Genomic DNA, 21258 nt, shown 5'->3' with positions numbered 1-21258 from the left:
GGAGAAGCGGATGCTATCAAACAAAGCGTATGCTTCCGAGGCTGTTTGCGAAGTGTGTTTCACAGAAGTATACGCTATCAAAATGAAGAGTACGCTTCGAAGGAAGTATGCGGAGGAATCCGGAGAAGCGGATGCTATCAAACAAAGCGTATGCTTCCGAGGCTGTTTTGCGAAGTGTGTTTCACAGAAGTATACGCTATCAAAACGAAGAGTACGCTTCGAAGGAAGTTTGCGGAGGATTTCGGAGAAGCGGATGCTATCAAACTTTAGGGGATGAAGGAATGGCAATCCTGGGTTGGATTCTGATCATTGCTTTGTTTGCGGTAGGGCTGGCGGGGGCGGTGTATCCCATCCTGCCTGGCGCGCTGGCGATTTATCTGGCGTTTTTTGTATACGGCTGGTTCTTTTCGTTCGGATCGTTCGGTGCTTGGTTCTGGACTATCCAGACCCTAATCGTGGTTGTGCTGTTCGTTGCTGATTATGTGGTTGGGGCATGGGGTGTTAAGAAGTTTGGAGGGTCAAGAGCCTCGGTAGTCGGCAGTACAATTGGTTTAATTGTTGGTCCATTTATTAATCCTATTGGCCTAATCCTCGGACCCTTTATCGGTGCATTCATCGGTGAGCTGATCGCCGGCTCCCAGCCGGGTAAAGCGGTCAAGGTCAGCTTCGGCTCCCTGCTCGGCTTGTTCAGCAGTACCGTAGTCAAAGTAATTCTGCAAATTATGATGGTGATCCTCTTCTTTATCTGGATCAGCGTAAATTAACAGCGAAGAAGGCGAAACAGTTTGTCGAAGAAAGAGTCTTTTGTCAAAGGCACGCTTATTCTGGCGGCAGCCGCGCTTATAGCCCGAGTCCTCGGGCTTGCCCAGCGGGTGCCGCTGGAGCATTTATTGAATGTTACCGGAAATGCTATATTCGCACAGGCCAACCAAGTGTACCTGCTGCTACTACCGCTGGCTACCGCCGGGATTCCGAGTACGTTAAGCAAGATGGTATCCGAGCGCTATGCCCTTAACCGGCCGCATGAAGCCCAGCAGGTGTACCGGGCAGCGCTGATCTTTGCTGCTGTCGTAGGTGTGCTGATGAGTGCAATCCTGTACATAGGAGCCCCTTATTACGCTGACTATGCCAAGGTTCCGGAGAGTACACTGGCAATCCGGGCCATTGCTCCGGCGCTCCTGCTGTTCCCAACCATCGCTATGATGCGCGGGTATTTCCAGGGGCGGAACAATATGATGGCCGGCGGGATTTCGCAGATCGTCGAGCAGATTGCCCGGGTATCCACCGCGATCCTGCTGGCATATATTCTGCTGAAGCAGGGATATGATAATACATGGATAGCAGCCGGCGCTTCGTTCGGCAGTGTGCTTGGCAGTGTCGGCGCATTTGGAATTATGCTCTATTATGCAATAAAAATGCGCCGCACTGAAGAAAAGGTGGCATTGTATGATTCAAGTGCAGCCAGACTTCCGCTGCTCGGTATTTATAAGGATATTTTTAAATTGTCCATCCCGATTGTATTATCTTCTGTAACTGTACCAGTGGTAAGCTTTATCGACACAACGTTCATTGTACCGCTACTTAGTGGTCAGACCGGCTTAGAAGAGGCAATACGTGCACTGGGGATCTATGGAAACCGCGCAATCAGTGTTGCCGGAATTCCTCCGGTGCTGGCTATTGCGCTGAGTACTTCACTTATCCCGATCATTTCGGCCGCTTATGCCCGGAAGGACGAGCAGCATCTACAACGCCAGGTCACACTGGCCATGCGGATATCCATTCTTACGGGGACTCCGATTGTAGTCTCGCTGGTAGTCGCTGCCTATTCCATTAACGGTCTGCTGTTCAGCAGTCTGGACGGCAGCGGAATCGTTGCCATGTTGACGGCAGGAACGATTTTCCAGATTACCATGATGACGACGAACTCCATTCTGCTTGGGATGGGGAAATCACGGATTTCGATGTATTATGTGCTGGCCGGGATTCTGGTTAAGCTGGCGGCAAGCTTCCTGCTAAGCAAGGTGTTCGGTATTTACGGAATTATAGGGGCAACGGCGCTCTGCTTTATTGTCATTACCCTGCTTAATCTGCGTATGCTTAAAAGGATCGTATCCTTTACTATTATGGGCAAACGCTGGGGCGGCTTCGCAGTTGCCGTGCTGGCTTCCGGCGGAATCGGCTATGGCCTGAACGAAGCGGGAATTATGCTGACCCGTCTGATGCCGGACCGGGTTGCTTATCTCATTACCTGTCTGGTAGTGGGAGCTGCGGTTGTTATCATCTATCTTGTGCTGCTGATTGTACTTGGCGTGCTTGGCCGTCAGGAGATTGCCGGTTATCCGCGTGTTCTCCAGAAGGTATTGAACCCGTTAATGAGACTTCAGCCTGCCAGGGTGCGTGCAAGCGAATGATGCTGTGATTTTTGTCTTATTTTGTTCCTTTTTAATTGACTTCCTGCGCACAATTTGCTTCACTTAGAGAAGAGTAAGATACAGTTTAACCTGGAAAGGATTGACCCTAATATGGATAAAATTTCTTCCGCTGCGGAGTTTCAGGTTGCGATTCAATCGCCTCGTTTGACGGTTGCCGTATTTAAGGCAGACTGGTGCTCTGACTGTAAATTTATTGATCCGTTTATGCCTGAGGTAGAAACCCAATATGCGGATCGCCTGACACTGGTTGAAGTCGATGTTGATGCTGTGGGCGAGGTCAGCCAGGAACAGAACATTCTGGGCATTCCCAGCTTTGTCGCTTACAGTGACGGCCGGGAGCTTGTACGCTTCGTCAACAAGCTGCGCAAATCCCGCGAGGAGATTGAGAATTTCCTGAACCGGGCGCTTGAGGTATATCTGAGTATTCACAAGTAAAGTAACAGTCAACTGACCAAAGCACCGCCTCCGCCCAGCCAGAGCAGAAGCGGTGCTTTTTTAACAAGATAATCCATAAGGCAAGCTGTAATCATAAATATCCTTCCATTCATTCCTATACATGCGGGTGATCTGATGACAACAGTTCATTTGAAATGGCTCAGCTACATAACCTGCCTCGTGATGTTTCTCGCCTTGTTTGGCGGCGCTGTGGTGACCAAAACAGGCTCAGGGCTGGAATGCGGGAACGAATGGCCGCTATGCCATGGCAAGCTGATCCCGGCTTATACGCTCGGTTCTCTGATTGAATATACCCACCGTTTGTTCAGCGGTTTTGCCGGCCTGCTGTCACTTGCTTCGATGTTTGCGTTCTGGCGTTTTGCGCGTCAGCGGAAGGATCTGCTTACCTATGGCCTGTTAACCCTTCTGTTTGTAATTGTGCAGGGAGGAATGGGAGCGCTTGCGGTCGTCCGGTCTCAGTCTGCGGCGGTAATGGCGCTGCACATGGGCTTCTCGCTGATTGCTTTTGCAAGCTCGCTAATGCTGGCGCTTGGGACGAAAAGATGGCATGATTCTGCCGGTCAGCAGGATGCTGCCGGAGCATCAGTGAGCCGGGGGTTCCGCAACTTAACCTGGGTTACAGCGTTATATTCGTATATTGTCGTTTATATCGGCGCCTATGTGAGCCATACAGATTCACAGGGGGGCTGCTCCGGCTGGCCGCTCTGCAACGGCGAATGGATTCCTGAGCTCAGCGGCGGCGTGGGCATTGTGTTTATGCACAGGGTTGCAGCGGCACTATTGTTTCTTTTGACAGCTGTATTGGGGCATCTGGCATTCTGGAGATATACCAGGCTTCCGGAGCTGCGGATGCTGGGTGTAGCCGCGGTTACGCTTTGCCTGCTGCAGGTTTTCAGCGGTGCGGCTGTGGTTCACACGCTCTATAACGATAAATTGTACATATTTGCCGCGCTTTCCCATATTGTGCTGATTGCCGGATTATTCGGAATCCTGAGCTATATGAGTGTACGCGTATGGCAGTTAAGCATGAATAACAAGTAATCTGTTTGTGTTAGGAGGTACAAGATAGTGGGATACGGAAATATACGCCAGTGGATCGAGCAGCTGCGCAAGGATAAAGAGCTTGCCGTTATAGATGTTCAGGTGGATCCTTATCTGGAGCTGCCGGAGATTCACCGGCGTGTGGTCCGGGAGGAAGGGCCGGCATTGCTGTTCACCAATGTTAAAGGAACCCCGTTCCCTGTTGCGACCAACCTGTTCGGAACGGCCCGGCGCGTGGACAGGGCTTTTGGCCAGAGACCGGAGCAGCTGCTCAAAGCGGTAGCCGGGGCAGCTGAAACCCTGCTTCCGCCTTCGCTCCCCAACATGTGGAAGGAGAAGAAGCTGGTTGTCAGTCTGTTGAAGACAGGTATAAAGCATGTACCGCAGGGTGAAGCTCCCGTTCTTGGGGTTTGCCGGACCAGTGATCCGTTAAGCGAGCTGCCGCGTGTTACAAGCTGGCAGGAAGCAGGCGGGCCTTATATCACGCTTCCGCTTGTCTATACCGAAAGCCAGAACGCTCCGCAGAAGCATAGCCTTGGAATGCACCGGCTCCGGTTCATCGACCACAGTACAGTCGCGATAGACTGGAATAAACACCAGGGGGCGGGGCTGTACCATCAGGAGGCTGAGGCTCAGGGAGAGGCGCTGTCGGTCTCTGTTTTTATCGGAGGCCCGCCAGCACTGATAGCGGCAGCCAGCGCCTCTCGCACAGCCTGGCTGCCGGATCTGGTGCTGGCTTCACTGATGCTCGGCAGCCGGCTGCCGATGGTCAAGGACCCGCTGGGCGGTCACTCCATTCCGGCCGAAGCGGAATTTGCGCTGCGGGGGCTCGTGCCGCCAAGGCCCGCACCAGAGCAAGCACCGGTTATGCATGTACAACGGATCTGGCACCGCAAAGATGCCGTCTATCCGGCGACCATTGCCGTTACTCCGCAGGAAGAAAATTTCTACCTGGTCGATTATCTTCAGCAGCTCCTCTCTCCTGTACATCATCTTGCGATACCTTCAGTGAATGCCTTCTGGACTTATTCCGAATCGGGCCCGAATGGACTGGCCGCAGCGGTCGTACAGGACAGCTCCCCGCATGAGGCGCTGAGTACTGCCTTCCGCATATTAGGGGATCGCCAGCTCTCAGGCAGCAGACTGCTGCTGCTTACAAGCGAGCCGGCTGCTTTTTCTGATTTACCCGCTATTCTGGAAAATGTTCTGGAGCGCTTCAATCCGGCGACTGACCTGTATGTATTTGGCAGCGGGGCGCGGCTTGGCGAGGAGCATACTGAAGGCAGGCCGGGTTCTGACAGCCAGGCAGTGCTGCTGGGTGTTGGACGTGCTGTAAGGGAGCTGCCGCGTACCTATTCAGAGGGCGTTTTGCCAGGAATTAACGAGGTCATTCCTTATTGCGGTGGATGCTTAGCCGTTTCTGGTGCATCCTATGAAGAAGACCCTGAGCTGCCGGTCCGCCTGGGCGCCCAGCTCCGCGGACAGCAGTCAGCCTGGCCGCTGGTTATTCTTACAGATCATGCCGCAGATGCAGTACGAACCCAAAGCTCCTTTTTGTGGACGGTATTTACCCGGTTTAATCCCGCCGAAGATATCTATGCCGAATCCGAAATCAGGCAGCATCAGCTCGGTTACAAGCTCCCTATCGTAATCGATGCACGCATGAAGCCGGGGTACGAACAGGAGCAGACACCCTGCAGCAGCACACTGGATCTGGTTGACCGGAATTGGAAGCATTATTTTCAGCAGTAAAGTTCAGGCTTTCATTAAGACTGTAATTATACATTTTCGTTATGTTAAGGGGGACAAGTCATGCTGCGGATCTTACTGGGGGAGCCTCCGCGCCGCAACAGCGGCGTGCTGGCTGAAGCAATGGACAACATGGCAGAGGTAGCGTCCATGCTGCGCAAGGAAATGAATGCCCATGAAGACCATGACCATGAATTCCGCAAGCTGGAGATCTGGACCCGCGGTCTGATCTCATCGCTGGATGAGCTGGAGCAGAGCTGCTTCGCAGCCGGCTTTTACCGTAAACTCGTGGTTGCTGGATATATGGATGATATGTCCACCCAGGAGCAGGGGGATTACGCGCGTTATGTCTATTTTTACAAAAACGGCTTTATCCGCGTCTTCTCGCTGCTCGACAAGCTGGGAACGGTGCTGAACAGCTTGTACAATTTGAATACAAGCCAGAGCAAAGCCCATTTCTCCTATTTCACGGTGCTTCGGCAGTTTCAGCTGCTGAAGGAGCATGTTCCTCTGTCCGAGGAGCTGGAGCGTATCAAGGATTCTTACCGTGAACCGCTGCAGAATCTGCGCAAGCGCCGCAACGCCGAGATTCATTACATGAATGCTGAAATGCAGGATGACCTGTGGCAGAGACACCAGGGGCTGCATGACAAAATAAGGCTTGAGGATTTGGACAGCCATCTGGAGGATTTGAAGCAGGGGCTGGAAATGGTCTGCAAATCCTTATGCGCAGCCTTCCGCTACAGCAATGAGCAGTGGCATAAGAACAAGGCTATGACTTCAAAAAACGCCGGGACAGAGTCGCGTTAATAGGGCAAAATCTTCCTTTGACAAAAAAGCGGAAACTCACTATACTTAGGCTTGCATTATATTCTTACATTCTGCGACAACTAGTTTCATATTTTTCTTATCGAGAGCGGCGGAGGGATAGGCCCGATGAAGCCCGGCAACCGATTTGTGTCCAGCATTTAATTCTTTGCTGCATGCAAATGTCATGGTGCTAATTCCTACAATGCAGCAAGCTCTGGGCATTGGCAGATGAGAAGGCATTGTAAATATACGCACAGAGCCTCTTACGATCTGCAATGATCGAAAGAGGCTTTTTTGATTTTGGAATCAGAATAAAGGGGGAACGACGGAAATTGATAGAGCTGAAAGAGTTGACTAAGGTGTACGGAAAGGGCAGCAAGGCTGCTACAGCGCTCTCGGGCCTGAATCTGTCCATTAAGAAGGGCGAAATCTTCGGTGTAATCGGACACTCCGGCGCCGGAAAAAGCACGCTAATCCGCTGCATCAACCTGCTGGAGCGCCCGACAACCGGCGAGGTTTGGGTGGACGGTGTCGAATTGACTGCACTCAGCAAGGGGCAGCTGCAGGAGAAACGGCGCAAAATCGGAATGATCTTTCAGCACTTCAATCTGCTGTCCTCCGCCACTGTGTATGATAATATCGCCTTCCCGCTGCGGCTGGCCGGAACTGCGAAGGCAGGGATTGATCAGAAGGTTAAGGAGCTGCTGGTGCTGGTCGGCCTGGAGAACCACGCTAACAAATATCCGGCCCAGCTCTCCGGCGGACAAAAGCAGCGGGTGGGTGTAGCCCGGGCACTGGCCAGCGACCCCGATGTGCTGCTATGCGATGAAGCAACCTCGGCGCTTGACCCGCAGACAACCGATTCAATCCTGCGGCTGCTGCTCGATATTAACCGGAAGTTCCATCTGACCATTGTGCTGATTACCCACGAAATGCATGTCATTCAGAGCATCTGCGACCGGGTGGCGGTTATTCACGACGGCGGGATTGTGGAGCAGGGGGAAGTGGCTGAGGTATTCCTGAAGCCCAAGCATGAGGTAACCAAGGACTTTATCCGCAGTGAAACCCAGCAGGACGGCCCGTTGCGGGCAGCACTGGAGGCGGGAAGCAGAGACAATGCCCAAGCGGTCAAGATTACGTTTCTGGGACAAAAAACATACGAATCCACCTTATCCGATGTGGTTCGCGGTACGGGCGTCAGCTTTGCCATTCTCCAGGGGACAATCTCGACGATCAAAGATGTGCCGTACGGCCAGCTGATTGTCCGGTTTGAGGGAGAGCCCGGCGCTATTAACGCCACGCTTACTGAACTGGCGGCGCAAGGACTTGATGTGGAGGTGATTTCGTAATGGGCGGTCTCAATTTTAATGATATTAACTGGCAGGAAATGGCGGAGGCATCGGGTGCTACACTAAAAATGTTGGCTTATTCCGGAATTTTCACAATTATTCTTGGTTTACCACTCGGAATTGTGTTATATTTATGGGGGAGATCAAATAACAGTATTATCAGAGTAGTTTACTCGGTATTATCGCTGGTAGTTAATATCCTGCGCTCCGTCCCATTCCTGATTCTGATGGTGGCCCTGATACCGCTGAGCAAGACCATTATGGGCACCTCCATCGGCGTACTTGGTACGATTCCGGCGCTGGTTATCGGTGCCGCCCCGTTTTTTGCCAGACTGGTGGAGACATCGCTGCGGGAGGTTGACCGCGGGGTAATTGAAGCAGCACAGGGTATGGGGGCATCAACAGGCCAGATTGTCATGCGGGTGCTGTTGCCGGAAGCCCGTCCGGGTCTGCTGGCCGGAGTAACGATTACGCTTGTAACCCTCGTCTCCTATACAGCAATGTCGGGGATGATCGGCGGCGGAGGTCTTGGCGACCTCGCTATCCGTTACGGTTATTACCGTTATGAGAAAGAAGTTATGATTATCTCTGTAGTGCTGATGGTAATACTAGTTCAGCTGCTGCAGATGGCCGGCGACAGGCTGGTTCAATATTTTACCCGGAAATAAGGTACTACCAGATATAGCCTTATTCATAAACACATTTTAGAGGGGGATTTACAGATGAAAAAAGTACTACTGACGCTATTCAGCGTGACCTTGGTAATGGTGCTGGCTGCTTGCGGCAACAACAACACTGCCAATAACGCTGCGAACTCTGCGGCAACTAACGCTCCGGCAGCTGATGCTTCCGCTGAGCCGACTACAGAGCCTGCTGCTGATCCGGTAACGCTTGTTGTGGGTGCTTCTCCTGTACCGCATGCCGAAATTCTGAACGCGATCGCTCCGCTGCTTGAGGCACAAGGCATCAAGCTGGAGGTTAAGGAATTCACTGACTACATCCTGCCTAACACACAGCTGGCTGAGAAAGCACTTGATGCGAACTTCTTCCAGCACAAACCATACCTGGATGACCAGAACAGCAAGAACGGAACAGACCTGGTATCTGTAACTGCTGTTCACGTTGAGCCGTTTGGCGCGTACTCCAAGAAGATCAAATCGGTAGACGAACTCGCTGATGGTGCAAAAGTGGCAATCCCTAACGATGCAACCAACGGCGGACGCGCTCTGATTCTGCTGGCCAAGAACGGCCTGATCACGCTGAAGGATGACACTAACATCACTTCCACCAAAGCGGACATCACCGAAAACCCTAAGAACCTGGAAATCATCGAACTGGATGCAGCTATGCTGCCGCGCCAGCTGGACGAGGTTGATCTGGCTCTGATCAACACTAACTTTGCGCTTGATGCCGGCCTGGTTCCAACTAAGGATGCCCTGTTCATCGAGGGTGCTGATTCCCCTTATGCCAACCTGCTGGTTGCCCGTCCTGACAACAAGGATTCCGATGCGATCCAGAAGCTGGCTGCAGCCCTGAACTCTGCAGAAGCCAAGGCATTCATCGAAGAGAAATACGAAGGTGCGATTATCCCTGCATTTTAAGCGGCTGATTTAAGCGGCTATGGATTGAACAAGAGGCTGTTCCGGGCAGGTCATCTGATGACCCTGCGGGACAGCCTTTTTTGTACTTTGCCAGGAGTACGCGGGTTGTAGCTAGGCATGAAATCCTCTATAATAGAAAAAATCCCGCCCCCCTGAGTCAGGGAGACGGGACGGTATAGAACGGGATTAGAATACTTGGATAACTTCTTCCACGCCTTCTACTTCTTCAATCAGGGCGCGTTCGATCCCGGCTTTCAGCGTGATCGTGGAGCTTGGGCAGCTGCCGCAGGCACCCATAAGCTTCAGCTTGACGATGCCGTCTTCAACGTCGATCAATTCCACGTCGCCGCCATCGCGCTGCAGGAACGGACGAAGTTTATCGAGTACTTCCAGAACCTCATCATACATCGTGGTGCTTTGTGCATTCTCACTCATTTCTCAATCACTCCTTTCGTAAACTTATTATAGTACAAAAAGTTAAAAAATAAAATGGTTAGCACAGAATAAGGAGAACAACATGAGGCCAATTATTGAATTTTGTGCCAGTAATATCGGGCACGGGACAGGACCGCTAATGAACAAGCTGGAACAGAATCCCGAATATGACGTTGTTGAATACGGCTGTCTGAATAACTGCGGAGAATGCTATCTCAGACCGTTCGCTATGGTTGACGGCGAGATCATTGAAGCCGATTCTCCCGAGGAGCTGGAGCAGGCCATTGAGGCTGCCATCAAGGAGCAGGAGGCCTGGGACAGCCTCGAAATCGACTAAGCGCCTGGCAGTCAGCTTAGCCGAAGTGCCGCTTGGACATCCAGAGCACTCCGCTCTTGAGCAGGCGGGGAACCCGTCCCATTACAGAGCGGCGGCCCATCAGGCCGAATCCGGCATTCTTACCCAGTGAGCCCAGTGTTCCCTTCAGCTTAATGGCATGAAGTCTGGGAGTATCTCCCCGCCAAAGTGAACGGAGCACATAGGCCACCTGCTCCCCCTGTGCACCTGCAGCCTGTGCGCTGGGGGCAAACGGGAGGCTGGCGCAGTCACCGATTACGTATACCTCCGGATAGTCGGCCAGGTTAGAGTGCGGGCCAACAATGAGCCGGCCGCTGCGGTCCTTAGGCAGCTCCAGCTGCTGCACTGCCTTGACCGGCTGGATACCCGCAGTCCATACTGTTACATCCGCTGCAATAGCCTGGGTGCCGTTAAAGACGGCATCCTTTTCGACGTGGGATACCGAGATCCGCCCCAGCGTCTTAACCTGGTGCTCGCTGAACCATTCCTCTACATACCGGGACAGCTTGGCCGGAAAAGCGGACAGGACGCGCTCCCCGCGGTCCAGAATGCTGATGTTCAGATCCGGACGGCTCTCACGCAGCTCTGCAGCGATTTCAACCCCGCTCAGCCCTCCGCCTACAATGTTGACTGATCCGTAAGGCTTGATATCATTCAGGCGGCGGTACGTTTCCCGGGTGGCGGAGAAGCTCTGGATACTGCAGGTATACTCCTCTGCTCCCTGGATACCATGGTAATTATCCGTGCACCCGAGGGCAATTGCCAGAATATCATAGGGAACCGGCTCTCCTGATTCCAGGAAGACCAGCCGGCTGTCCAGATCAATCGAGCCGACCTCCCCGTAGCGAACGGTCAGGCGCGGATGAACCGGGAATTGGATACGCAGATGATAGTCGTTCACAGTACCTGCGGCAAGCGCATAATATTCCGTCTTGATTCCCTGATAAGGCATCCGGTCAATCAAAACAATCTCCACATCGTGGGGCAGATGGTGGTTGAGCAATTCCTGGATCAGGGCAAGGCCGCCGTAGCCGCCGCCAAGGACAAGTAGTGTTCTCATGGGACCAGTCTTCCTTTCGCATATGGCTGTAATATGGCATTGCAACAGGCACTGCAGTACTAATCTATTAAACTATTCGTACACTTTGATTTCGTTGTAGAAGGTATCCCGCTCGACCGGGATACGTCCTGCGCCTTTGACCAGCCAGATCAGCTCTTCGCGGGTCATACCCTCCGGCGTCAACGCCCCGGCGGCGTGGCTGATCCGCTCCTTCAGGATCGTTCCGTGCACATCGGATGCGCCGAAGCTCATGGCAACCTGGGTCAGCTGCACACCTATATTAATGAAGTAAGCCTTGATATGGTCAAAATTATCGAGCATCAGCCGGCTGACGGCAATGGTCTTGAGATCCTCGTAAGCAGAGTTGCGGCGCATAATACCGGCATTACGGTTCTTCGGCTGCATAGACAGCGGAATGAACACCATGAAGCCGTTCGTTTCGTCCTGCAGCTCACGGATCTGCAGCATATGGCGGATGCGGTCCTCCCGGGATTCAATCGAGCCGTACAGCATTGTAGTGTGTGTTCTCATGCCCATTTTGTGGGCGGTCCGGTGAACCTCCAGATACTCCTCGACATTCGCTTTATCGACCCGCATTTTTTTGCGGTACTGGTCGGACAGAATTTCTGCTCCCCCGCCGGTCAGCGATTTCAGCCCTGCCGCGCGCAGCTGTTCCAGCACCTCGCGGATGCTGAGTCCGCTGATGCGGGTGAAGAAATCAATTTCCGCCGCCGTATAAGCCTTGAGTGTGACTTCAGGGAAACGTTCATTCAGTGCCTTGAGTGAATCAACGTAATACTGGAAGGGCACCTTATCATTATGACCGCCGACAATATGGAATTCGCGTACACCCGGATGAATATGCTGTTCGACATATTGCACCATTTCCGGACCGGACAGGGTGTAGGCCCCTTCTTCGCCGTCATCTTTGCGGAAATTGCAGAAAGCACAGCGTGATTCGCAGACATTGGTGAAATACAGGCTCATATTTTCGATAAAATAAACCTTTTTTCCGTTTTTGCGCAGATTAACCTCATTAGCCAGCTGGCCGATCGTAAGCAAATCATCGCTTTCATATAAATAAACGCCATCTTCCAGATTTAACCGTTCTCCGCCGCGGACCTTCTCAATAATATGTGCCATTCTGGCATCGGTGTTTGGGGTTATAAGGGTAGACATATATAGTTCCTCCTGAAGGTTAGACTTCCTGAACCGGCGGTTCAGCAACATAAATAAAGAGGCAACCAGCCTCCGTGACAAATTTCCGAATTTTACAGATCATCGCTTAACCTATTATAAACCTCTCTCCATAGGTGAGCAACCGCTGTTGAGCGTTAGCAATTTCCTGCCTAGGCTGCTGGTGATGCAGGGAGTTATGACTTGAGCGGCGGGGCAGAGTGGAGTATACTGAATTTTATATAGAGTATAACTTTTAGCCGGAAGGCTTATGACATTATATAACTTATAGGAGGCTAGGCCATGATTACAATCAGCGAAACAGCTGCCGGACATCTGAAGACGATGCTGGCTGAACAGGAAGTACCCAATATGTTCCTCCGTCTTGGCGTAACAGCGGGCGGCTGCAGCGGATTTTCTTACGCAATGGGTTTTGACGATAACGAGACCGAGCAGGATGTCTACATGGATGTTGAAGGACTCAAGGTAGTAGTCAGCAAGGACGATATCCGTTACCTGAACGGCCTTGAGATCGACTTCGAGGAATCCGGCATGACAGGCGGGTTCACCATCCACAATCCGAACGCCAGTGTTACCTGCGGCTGCGGATCGTCGTTCCGCACGAAGGAAGAAGCGGGGAATCCGAGCGCTGAGCCTTGCTAAGCAGGGTTAAGATGTCAAGGAACTTTAACACACTATAACCTAAAACCGAACCTCTTGGAATGTGTACATTGCAGAATACACTTTCGGGAGGTTTTTTATTTGAAGGAGGAGATATAATGATGAGAATGTTGCCCTATGAACGGCCGACTGAGCACTACGATGAACGGATTATTGAACTGGACGAGCAAATATGTTCGTTGATCCAGCAGCGGAAGGAAACTTCGGACAATAATCCAGGTTTTCCGCCTCTTGAAAGGATTGCTGAGTGGTCAAGCCGTTTTGGACTTCACGAGGAGTTTCTGAGATCCATGTTCAGCACTATGATGAACGAGGAGCATTTCCGGCCGATGGTGAAGCCTGCTGATTTCAAAAAACATATTCCCCTTCTGAAGTCTGTGGAGCAGGGAGAACGCTTCTACACGCTGACTTCCATTCACCAATACAGTAATGCCAGTGTAATTATCCTTAATATAGACTGGGAGGCTCCGGAGCAGCCATTCGAGCGTCCTGAGATAAGACAGCATTACAGCTACGAATTATCCATAGGGGAGGGGTATGACTGCCGGATGATGACTGGCGGGAGCAGATCGGATCATGCCTCCTACAGATTTGTGGTGTCTCCACCGCTGCCGGATGACCCTTCCGGAACGGAGTTCAGGTTTCAAGAGAGCAGTGGCCGATTTGATAAAATGGAGCTTGGTGAGGAGATTGTTTTTAAGATGTGAGCAAGGCTGCGGATTGCCGGTCTGCGATTTCCGGCCGTTAGCCGAAATCCGGCGGTTATGCAGCCACTGTACAACTCAGGGAGATGATGAGATGCTGGTATTCAGGTACATTAAGCGAAGTAAGGCCCGTAAGGAGCTGATGGAGCTGCAGTGGGATTTGCTTTTTTATGAGCCTCTCTATTTAGCGGTACATCCTTTTCATGAATGGTTCAAAGAAAAATGGGAGCTGATGCGTGCCAGAAGTAAAATGAAGCTGGAAACAGATTCGGACTCCTACAAAGAAGTGATATTGCACATCCCGCTGCATTTAAAGGTCTTTAAGCAGGCTATTAGGGATTACGGGGATAAAGCAGACACCAGTTATTTTGAAGAGACAATCGAATATATAGAACATTTGCTGGATACAGGCGATGAAAAACATCATTTTATGATTATATTTGATCACATGCAGATATTTGAGCGGGCGGAGTTTTATTTATATCTGAAAAAAAGGGAAGAGGAGCTGCAAACCCTATTGGGCATTAAAGGAAATGGAAACTAATAATTAGTATGGGCATTAGCGCCCGTAGTAGCTATTCACCAGTTCGTCCATAACACGGCTGGTGCGGATAGCGGTTAGGCCGGTGCTGAGAGCGGTACCGTGTCCAAGAAGCTCGTCGGTAATGGACTGGATCAGCGGCTGCTGGATATGAACTGGGTGAGGAATAAATACCGGATGCTCCCCGTTCTCAGTCCGTAGAATTACCGGCTGCTCCGAAAAGGTAGAGAAGGTAATGCTGCCGTGGCTTCCTACAATTTCAGTCACATCTTCGTTAGAATAGGCGTTGAAGCACCAGATCCCCGTTCCATGGACACCGCTTTCAAACTGGTACCGTCCAGAGACTGTATCCTCCGGCGCATAAGGGCTTCCCTGGTTAGAGGCACGTCCATCCGCATCCTTGACCGGACCGAGCAGGAAATCCAGCAAATCCAGGGTATGGCTGCCCAGGTCCATAAACAGGCCGCCGCCTGAAATGGCCGGATTAACCCGCCAGTAATCCCCGTCTATTGCTTTGAGCGGCCGGGTCATATGCAGAGTGCGTACAAACCGGGGTTCGCCGATCGCACCCGAACCCATCCATTCCTTAACCTTGCGGAAACGGGGGAGTCCTCTTCTGTAATAAGCCACGTATAGCGGAACACCGGCCTGCTCGCAGGCAGCCAGCATGGTCTCGCACTCGGAAGTGTTAAGACCCATGGGCTTCTCGACATAGACGGGTTTACCGGCCCTTGCCGCAGCCAGCGTGTATTCCATATGCGTAGAGGGCGGTGTAGCTATATATACGGCGTCAACACCGGGATCGGCGATCAGCTCAGGTGCACTGGAATACCAGCGGGGCACGCCGTGCCGCCGTGAATAATCCGCTGCAAGTTCAGTGTTACGGCGCATGACGGCAACAAGCTGCGAGCCTTCCGCCTGCTGGAGGGCAGGTCCGCTCTTGACCTCGGTTACATCCCCGCAGCCGATGATACCCCAGTGAATGATTTTGTTCATATATATCTCCTCCGGCAACTAAGGCTAATCTCCTGATACAGGTAATTTAAAATAAGTAATATATATATATAGTAGAAAAAAGTTTTTGAGCGGATCAACCAGTCTATCTGCACAAGCCATCCGCCGGATTTTTCATAGAGTATATAGTATTCTCCAATTGCAGCAGGTTAAGCGGGGATAATGAACTTGAAGTTGATCATAAATACGATCAGGGCTGCGGTGGCGAGAGAAAAAGCAATACAGCCAGCCCCCAGAATCCGGCGGCGGTCGCGGATAAATCTGATCCCGAGTGCACACACAAGGATAGTAGTACCTGCCAGAACAACAGACATGCCGACCATTGCGAACCAGTACAATACCTCGAATAATTGAGCCATCATGAAGCCCCCCTCTCACATGGTAATAATACAGTTAATTTTTAGGGATTTCCAGTGAGAAGGTCAGGCGGAAGCGGATAAATTTCAGATTTGGATACCAGTGAACTAATACTTGGGGCTTGGCCCGTACTGGTTGTCTCCTTCGCTGTCCAGGCAGGCGAAAATAAACAGGATCAGGTACCCGAGGTAAGGGATAAAGGCGATGAGAATCCACCACCCCGTTCTTCCGCTATCATGCAGCCGGCGGACCAGTAAAGCCCAGGAAGGAATGAAGATAAACCAGTGATAGATCGTGCTTAATAAGGGAGTCATATCCAATAGGGCTTCTGCAAAAGCGAGCAGAAATCCGATTAAAGTGTTAACCAGTGCAAACATCCAGAATTCGGTGCGTCTTGCTCTTCCTGAGAAGTTAAAATAGTTTTTTAGCGGATTCAGATACCAATCCATGTTGAACCTCCTTTGTACCTCTCCATTCCTATTTTATAAAAATATGTATATGCGGTATAGTGTAATCTTGCGTTGAAATTTGCTGGCGGACAGAGAACAGTACATATACTACGGACATAAGGCCCGCAGCCATATGCCCTTTTTTGCTGTGAGCGGGCTTAACACGGACAATCATACAGGAGGGCGGCTCCTTTTCTGAGTAATCTATAGGGTAGGCTGGGATTGCGAAAGGAGAGGGGAAAATGGCGGGAAGACAACTGGCCAGCAAGTGGCTGAAAACCGAGGCGCTGCTCAGCGATTCACGGGTTGCCGGTTACATTCCGAGAACGAAGGGATATAACGCTGCCGGACTGTCAGCTATGCTGAAAGCGTATGGGAATGTTGTAATTAAGCCGATTGTGGGCGGCGGGGGCCATGGTGTGATAAAAGTGTTCCGGGACCACCGGGGCTACGGGTTCACCTACAATCACAGCACCCGGGTATACGGTGATTTCGGATCGATGAAGCGTGCGCTTGACCGGGTGAAGCTGAGACGGCGCTATATGATCCAGCAGGGAATCTCGCTTGCCCGGATTGCCGGACGTCCGATTGACTACCGGGTTAAGGTTGTGAAAAACGGCGATCACTGGGAATTCCGGTCGATGGTGGGAAGATTGGCGCGCCCGGGTTTGTTTGTCACCAATCTGTGTAAAGGCGGTACGATGATGAGCTGCCGGCATGGTCTGCGCCTTTCACTCCCAAGAATCAGTACGTCAGCCAAAAAAGCGGAAATGCGCCGGCTGACACATGTCTGCATCGAGCTGCTGGAAAGACATTTTCCTGGCATCGGTGAGCTGGGGTTTGACTATGCAGTGGATCACCGGGGCAAGATCTGGATTCTGGAAGTAAATACAAGACCGAAGTAATTAACGTTTTTTTTAGAATTGACGATAATGATAACTATAGGCTAAAATTGCGTTTAGTTATGTTGCTTTTGAGGTAATATGAGGTAGAAAATTCTAAATTTTGTGAACATTTTGGATTTTTTTTACTAGCTGGCAGGGTGGAAATCTCCTGTGCATAACTATTATCCCCATATTCCACTGTGTAGGAAATGGATTTATTATCCTTACTAACAAATTATGCACAGGATTTCCACAGTGGCTTGTGGATATTGAGAACGCTTGTTCGATTCGTGATAGTTTGCTATGATAGATTCAGATTCAAACAAAGGAAAGGTAGGTGAACGTTGTGGTTGAATTGTCGGATGAGATGCTGCTCGACTCTTACCAAAGAGCGATAGAGCTACAATTGGAGCATGATTTCATCGCTCTATTGCTCGCTGAAATTCGCAAACGGAACTTACACTCTCCAGTACATGCGGTTCTGCACTAGGACACATTGATTTATTTTCTGCAGCAGCTGCTCTGTCTAACCGCAAGCGGCACAAAATAGGGTATCTTTTCAAGTTGGAGTGGAATCAACCTGAAAGGATACCCTTTTATTTGTTATAAAGGTTACGGTTATGTGCTAAAGCTTGAGGTTACTGCTGTGTCCCGGTGAGAGCTTGGCATCCGGATCAAGGTATACCTTGGCGTTGTTGACAGCCGTAGGTGCTTCCCCGAATCCGACCGCGATCAGCTTCAGCTTGCCCGGGTAAGTAGTGATATCGCCGGCAGCGAAGATGCCGGGAATATTGGTCTCCATGCGCGAGTCTACCACGATGGAATTGCTCTCGATCTCAATGCCCCACTGTGCAATCGGCCCCAGCGAAGATACAAAGCCGAAGTTGACAATTACACTGTCCACTTCAATTTCCTGTGTCTCCTTGGTTTTGATGTGGGACAGGGTCACTTTGGTGATAAATTCTTCCCCGTGCAGCTCGGTAATCTCCGTAGGGGTAATAACATTTACCTTGGAGGCCATCAGCTGCTCCACACTATGCTCATGCGCGCGGAACTTGTCGCGGCGGTGAATCAGCGTAACCTGTTCAGCGATCGGCTCAAGCATGAGGGCCCAGTCTACTGCGGAGTCTCCGCCGCCGCTGATCAGCACCTTCTTGCCCTGGAAGGCATTCAAATCACTCACAAAGTAATGCAGGTTGGCTTTCTCGAACCGTGGTGCTTCCGGAAGCTCCAGACGGCGTGGTTCAAAGGCACCTACACCCGCGGTAATAATAACAGCCTTGCTGTGGTATTCTGCCTTGTCAGTAGTTGTTACGAAGTGGCGCTCGTCCCGCTTCTCAACAGATACAACCTTCTCTTCGAGGCAAATATTGGACTGGAACAGATCCATTTGCCGGGACAGGTTGTCTACCAGCTCCTGTGCGGTGATTTTAGGGAAACCAGCCACATCATAGATATATTTTTCAGGATAGAGAGCGGCGAGCTGCCCACCCAGCTGGGGCATGCTTTCAATAAGGGTTACCGACGCCTGGCGCATACCGCCGTAGAAGGCGGCAAACATGCCGGCAGGACCGCCGCCTATAATTAACAGGTCGCTCATAGGAACGCCGGATTGCTCTAGTGTCACGTAATATTACACCTCCGAGTGATAGTTTCAAAATGCCATACTTAACTTACCTACTCATTATAAACATTGTGGGACTACCCTGCAAAGGCTTAAAATGGCCGGATAAGTGTGACGTTTTTTTGAAATATAAGAATTTATATGTTGCCCATCATAAATTATCCTTCTATTTCTCGAGAAACAGTACCGTCCCTTAATGGACGGCGAATCCGTTTCTTCTTGTATGATTATATTTGATTAAAACGATACTAAGGTTTACAATGGATATGGTTATTTTAGAAATCCTTTAAGTTTTATTGGAAATTCTCCTGAATTTAAGTGTATAAATTCACAAAAGACACTAAAATATTTTACAAAAAATAACACATAGACAGATTCACCTGTTGGAAGGAGCCGGAACATGAGTAGTATTCCCAAAATTGTCATCCTAGGCGCGGGATATGGAGGTATATTGACCGCCCAGCGGCTGCAGAAAGCTTTGAATTATAATGAAGCTGATGTGACGCTGGTGAACCGCCATGAATATCATTATTTCACTACCCATCTGCATATGCCAGCTGCAGGAACGGACAGCATTGAACATACACGCGTATCTATTTCCAAGCTGATAGATGAATTCAAGATCGACCTCGTGAAATCTTCCGTGCAGGAAATCCGTACCCAACAGAAAAAAGTAATTCTTGAAGACGGCACGCTTTCTTATGACTATCTTGTTATTGCTCTCGGCGGCGAGCCGGAGACTTTCGGTATTCCGGGACTTGATAAATACGCGCTGACTATCCGCAGCATTAATTCCGTGCGGCTGATCCGCGAGCATATTGAATATCAGTTTGCCAAATACAAAAATGAAAACAATGCGCAGGAGCATATTAATTTTGTAGTAGGCGGAGCGGGCTTCAGCGGCATTGAATTTGTAGCAGAGCTGGCTGACCGAATTCCTGCCCTCTGCAAGGAATATGACGTTGACCCGAGCCTGGTGAATATCTACAACGTAGAAGCTGCTCCTACTGCACTGCCTGGATTTGCGCCTGAGCTGGTTGAGCATGCGATGTCTGTGCTGACCAAGAAGGGGGTTACCTTCAAAATCGGCGTAGCGATCAAGGAATGCCTGCCGGGCGGTGTCATTCTCGCAACCGGTGAAGAAATCAAAGCCTCGACCATTGTCTGGACCGGCGGTATCCGCGGCAACCGGCTGATTGAAGCCGCAGGGTTTGAAGCAATGCGCGGACGGGTGAAGGTGGACGAGTACCTCCGTGTTCCGGGGCATGAGAATATCTTTATCATCGGAGACGGTTCCCTGATGATTAACCCGGAAGGGCGGCCGTACCCGCCCACAGCACAAATTGCCATGCAGCAGGGCGAATGCTGTGCCCATAATCTGGTGGCAGCGATCCGCAGCCAGCAGCCGAAGAAGTTTGTCTTCAGCAACAAGGGAACTGTAGCCTCGCTCGGCAAAGGCCAGGGTATTGCCGTAGTGGGTGACAAGACATATAAGGGCTGGACGGCAGCACAGCTCAAAAAAGTAGTCGATATGCGCTACCTGTTCATCATCGGCGGCATTCCGCTGGTGCTGAGGAAGGGAAGATTCTTCTAGGATGCGCCACTGCAGTGTACAAGTCCGCGGGCTGCTGACGCGTGAGGAGCTCGACCGCTACAATGCCCTGATTGAGGTAGGCTCCTACCTGGAGGACCAGAGCCGGTACGATCTGGCTTATAACATCCAGAAGGAAATTGATCTGCTTATTCTGCCGGCCATTGAACGGCTGAAGGATAAGAGCCGGGCCCGCGACCGGGCAACGGCAGAATATCTGGAGAGTCTGCACGGCGAGAATGACGAGGACGAATAATGTTATATTGAAAAGCCAGCCGGGTTATTGGCTGGCTTTTTGGCATTTAAAATGGTCATTGCAATGAAATATTGAATTCAAGGGACGATGGGTTCATCCTTTTGGTTCAAAAGCTCAAATCTAACTTTCTAATAGTAAAATTTTATTCCCATCCAAGTCGAGAAATGGAAGTTCCTTTCCTCCCCATACGGCTGTTGTTGGAGGTTCTAAACGGACGCCTTTTTCTTTTAATTCAATATATGTTTGATCAAGATCATCACAAGAGAATACGAAGTTGACTTTCCCTTCACTTGACTTTCCCCATCTTTTTTCATCCCAAATAACAATTACGGGAGCTTCTTTAAGAAATCCTAATGAAACACCATCATAATTATTATCAGGCTCTAATACGGGTATACCTAATTTTTCATTATAAAATTCAACTAATGCTTTTGGACTTACAGAAGAAATATTAACGCATTGATATTTAGTAATCAAAGTGTCACCTCCCAACTCCTAAAAACATCTGTTAGCATCATGTAAATAATATCATATTAGGTATTATTTTGATGTGACATATTGCTATTGGACATTTCTATGTGAGATCGAAGATTTAAGTGTCGTAAATCCAATTAGCCGTTGAGACTATTGTTGAGCTCCGGTGCCGGGGGGGATTGCTGAGGATCAGTCTGGGTCAGCCGGCATAAGTAAAAG

25 protein-coding genes and 1 riboswitch are annotated in these 21258 nt (G+C 50.6%); of the genes, 17 read left to right on the top strand and 8 right to left on the bottom strand.

The genetic code is table 11. The annotated features are described in order from the left end of the window. Nucleotides 1–281: 281 nt before the first annotated feature. The 9 genes from AC4G46_RS26835 (at nucleotide 282) to AC4G46_RS26795 (ending at nucleotide 9438) form a co-directional block, all read left to right on the top strand. Nucleotides 282–764 (top strand): DUF456 domain-containing protein, encoded by a 483-nt coding sequence (locus AC4G46_RS26835; RefSeq protein WP_491125388.1) that lies wholly within the window; start codon nucleotides 282–284, stop codon nucleotides 762–764. A 21-nt stretch (nucleotides 765–785) separates the two neighbouring features. Beyond that, a complete protein-coding gene (locus tag AC4G46_RS26830; protein WP_491125387.1) occupies nucleotides 786–2411 on the top strand; it encodes a putative polysaccharide biosynthesis protein in 1626 nt (541 codons plus the stop codon). A gap of 111 nt (nucleotides 2412–2522) precedes the next feature. Then, nucleotides 2523–2867 (top strand): thioredoxin family protein, encoded by a 345-nt coding sequence (locus AC4G46_RS26825; RefSeq protein WP_491125386.1) that lies wholly within the window; start codon nucleotides 2523–2525, stop codon nucleotides 2865–2867. 135 nt (nucleotides 2868–3002) lie between these two features. Next, nucleotides 3003–3929 carry a COX15/CtaA family protein gene (locus AC4G46_RS26820; protein WP_491125385.1) on the top strand — a complete coding sequence of 309 codons (927 nt, stop codon included), beginning with the start codon at nucleotides 3003–3005 and terminating at the stop codon, nucleotides 3927–3929. Nucleotides 3930–3956: 27 nt separating this feature from the next. After that, nucleotides 3957–5681 carry a UbiD family decarboxylase gene (locus tag AC4G46_RS26815; protein WP_491125384.1) on the top strand — a complete coding sequence of 575 codons (1725 nt, stop codon included), beginning with the start codon at nucleotides 3957–3959 and terminating at the stop codon, nucleotides 5679–5681. Nucleotides 5682–5741: 60 nt separating this feature from the next. Beyond that, a complete protein-coding gene (locus tag AC4G46_RS26810) occupies nucleotides 5742–6488 on the top strand; it encodes a Cthe_2314 family HEPN domain-containing protein (RefSeq protein WP_068726511.1) in 747 nt (248 codons plus the stop codon). A 94-nt stretch (nucleotides 6489–6582) separates the two neighbouring features. Then, a riboswitch (SAM riboswitch) is annotated at nucleotides 6583–6723 on the top strand. 97 nt (nucleotides 6724–6820) lie between these two features. Continuing rightward, the gene (locus AC4G46_RS26805) at nucleotides 6821–7837 is read left to right on the top strand and encodes a methionine ABC transporter ATP-binding protein (RefSeq protein WP_491125383.1); all 1017 of its coding nucleotides are present in this window, start codon (nucleotides 6821–6823) and stop codon (nucleotides 7835–7837) included. Further along, a complete protein-coding gene (locus AC4G46_RS26800; protein ID WP_090720121.1) occupies nucleotides 7837–8505 on the top strand; it encodes a methionine ABC transporter permease in 669 nt (222 codons plus the stop codon). Before AC4G46_RS26805 ends, AC4G46_RS26800 begins: the two co-directional genes overlap by 1 nt. Nucleotides 8506–8559: 54 nt before the next feature. Next, complete coding sequence (locus AC4G46_RS26795; RefSeq protein ID WP_491125382.1) at nucleotides 8560–9438, top strand: MetQ/NlpA family ABC transporter substrate-binding protein; 879 nt, start codon at nucleotides 8560–8562, stop codon at nucleotides 9436–9438. Nucleotides 9439–9624: 186 nt separating this feature from the next. On the opposite strand, the gene AC4G46_RS26790 is transcribed toward AC4G46_RS26795, so the two are convergent. Then, nucleotides 9625–9873, bottom strand: a complete 249-nt coding sequence (locus AC4G46_RS26790) for a NifU family protein (protein WP_068726505.1) — start codon at nucleotides 9871–9873, stop codon at nucleotides 9625–9627. Nucleotides 9874–9955: 82 nt separating this feature from the next. Here AC4G46_RS26790 and AC4G46_RS26785 point away from each other — a divergent pair, with 82 nt between their 5' ends. Next, nucleotides 9956–10210, top strand: a complete 255-nt coding sequence (locus AC4G46_RS26785; RefSeq protein WP_068726503.1) for a YuzB family protein — start codon at nucleotides 9956–9958, stop codon at nucleotides 10208–10210. Nucleotides 10211–10226: 16 nt separating this feature from the next. On the opposite strand, the gene AC4G46_RS26780 is transcribed toward AC4G46_RS26785, so the two are convergent. Continuing rightward, nucleotides 10227–11288 (bottom strand): NAD(P)/FAD-dependent oxidoreductase, encoded by a 1062-nt coding sequence (locus AC4G46_RS26780; RefSeq protein ID WP_491125381.1) that lies wholly within the window; start codon nucleotides 11286–11288, stop codon nucleotides 10227–10229. A 72-nt stretch (nucleotides 11289–11360) separates the two neighbouring features. Continuing rightward, nucleotides 11361–12467 (bottom strand): aminofutalosine synthase MqnE, encoded by a 1107-nt coding sequence (mqnE, locus tag AC4G46_RS26775; RefSeq protein WP_491125380.1) that lies wholly within the window; start codon nucleotides 12465–12467, stop codon nucleotides 11361–11363. 300 nt (nucleotides 12468–12767) lie between these two features. Between mqnE and AC4G46_RS26770 the strand changes: the two genes are divergently transcribed. The 3 genes from AC4G46_RS26770 (at nucleotide 12768) to AC4G46_RS26760 (ending at nucleotide 14393) form a co-directional block, all read left to right on the top strand. After that, nucleotides 12768–13127 (top strand): HesB/IscA family protein, encoded by a 360-nt coding sequence (locus tag AC4G46_RS26770; RefSeq protein ID WP_090720131.1) that lies wholly within the window; start codon nucleotides 12768–12770, stop codon nucleotides 13125–13127. A 116-nt stretch (nucleotides 13128–13243) separates the two neighbouring features. Then, nucleotides 13244–13852: a hypothetical protein gene (locus tag AC4G46_RS26765; protein WP_491125379.1), complete on the top strand. Its 609-nt coding sequence runs from the start codon at nucleotides 13244–13246 to the stop codon at nucleotides 13850–13852. 139 nt (nucleotides 13853–13991) lie between these two features. Continuing rightward, nucleotides 13992–14393: a hypothetical protein gene (locus AC4G46_RS26760; RefSeq protein ID WP_491125378.1), complete on the top strand. Its 402-nt coding sequence runs from the start codon at nucleotides 13992–13994 to the stop codon at nucleotides 14391–14393. 15 nt (nucleotides 14394–14408) lie between these two features. Here the strand turns inward: AC4G46_RS26760 and AC4G46_RS26755 are convergent, their stop codons facing one another. The 3 genes from AC4G46_RS26755 to AC4G46_RS26745 form a co-directional block, all read right to left on the bottom strand. Continuing rightward, the gene (locus AC4G46_RS26755; protein ID WP_491125377.1) at nucleotides 14409–15386 is read right to left on the bottom strand and encodes a Gfo/Idh/MocA family protein; all 978 of its coding nucleotides are present in this window, start codon (nucleotides 15384–15386) and stop codon (nucleotides 14409–14411) included. A 167-nt stretch (nucleotides 15387–15553) separates the two neighbouring features. Further along, on the bottom strand, nucleotides 15554–15766 hold the full coding sequence (locus AC4G46_RS26750) for a hypothetical protein (RefSeq protein ID WP_241781821.1): 213 nt from the start codon (nucleotides 15764–15766) through the stop codon (nucleotides 15554–15556). A gap of 102 nt (nucleotides 15767–15868) precedes the next feature. After that, nucleotides 15869–16210, bottom strand: a complete 342-nt coding sequence (locus AC4G46_RS26745; RefSeq protein WP_491125376.1) for a DUF805 domain-containing protein — start codon at nucleotides 16208–16210, stop codon at nucleotides 15869–15871. Between the two features lie 242 nt (nucleotides 16211–16452). Between AC4G46_RS26745 and AC4G46_RS26740 the strand changes: the two genes are divergently transcribed. Further along, the gene (locus AC4G46_RS26740; RefSeq protein ID WP_491125375.1) at nucleotides 16453–17115 is read left to right on the top strand and encodes a YheC/YheD family protein; all 663 of its coding nucleotides are present in this window, start codon (nucleotides 16453–16455) and stop codon (nucleotides 17113–17115) included. Between the two features lie 325 nt (nucleotides 17116–17440). Beyond that, nucleotides 17441–17584, top strand: a complete 144-nt coding sequence (locus tag AC4G46_RS26735; RefSeq protein ID WP_076112513.1) for a sporulation histidine kinase inhibitor Sda — start codon at nucleotides 17441–17443, stop codon at nucleotides 17582–17584. 135 nt (nucleotides 17585–17719) lie between these two features. On the opposite strand, the gene AC4G46_RS26730 is transcribed toward AC4G46_RS26735, so the two are convergent. After that, complete coding sequence (locus AC4G46_RS26730; RefSeq protein ID WP_221802246.1) at nucleotides 17720–18694, bottom strand: NAD(P)/FAD-dependent oxidoreductase; 975 nt, start codon at nucleotides 18692–18694, stop codon at nucleotides 17720–17722. A 424-nt stretch (nucleotides 18695–19118) separates the two neighbouring features. On the opposite strand from AC4G46_RS26730, the gene AC4G46_RS26725 reads away from it, so the two are divergent. Beyond that, nucleotides 19119–20312 (top strand): NAD(P)/FAD-dependent oxidoreductase, encoded by a 1194-nt coding sequence (locus AC4G46_RS26725; protein ID WP_090720144.1) that lies wholly within the window; start codon nucleotides 19119–19121, stop codon nucleotides 20310–20312. 1 nt (nucleotide 20313) lies between these two features. Continuing rightward, entirely contained in the window at nucleotides 20314–20565 is a 252-nt protein-coding gene (locus AC4G46_RS26720; protein WP_491125374.1) for a hypothetical protein, read from the top strand. Between the two features lie 120 nt (nucleotides 20566–20685). Here the strand turns inward: AC4G46_RS26720 and AC4G46_RS26715 are convergent, their stop codons facing one another. Continuing rightward, complete coding sequence (locus AC4G46_RS26715; RefSeq protein ID WP_491125373.1) at nucleotides 20686–21042, bottom strand: VOC family protein; 357 nt, start codon at nucleotides 21040–21042, stop codon at nucleotides 20686–20688. Nucleotides 21043–21258: the final 216 nt, after the last annotated feature.

It is taken from the genome of Paenibacillus sp. fava2, from assembly GCF_058313675.1.
The sequence above is the reverse complement of the archived record's forward strand: the minus strand, read 5'-3'. Positions and strand labels throughout refer to the sequence as shown.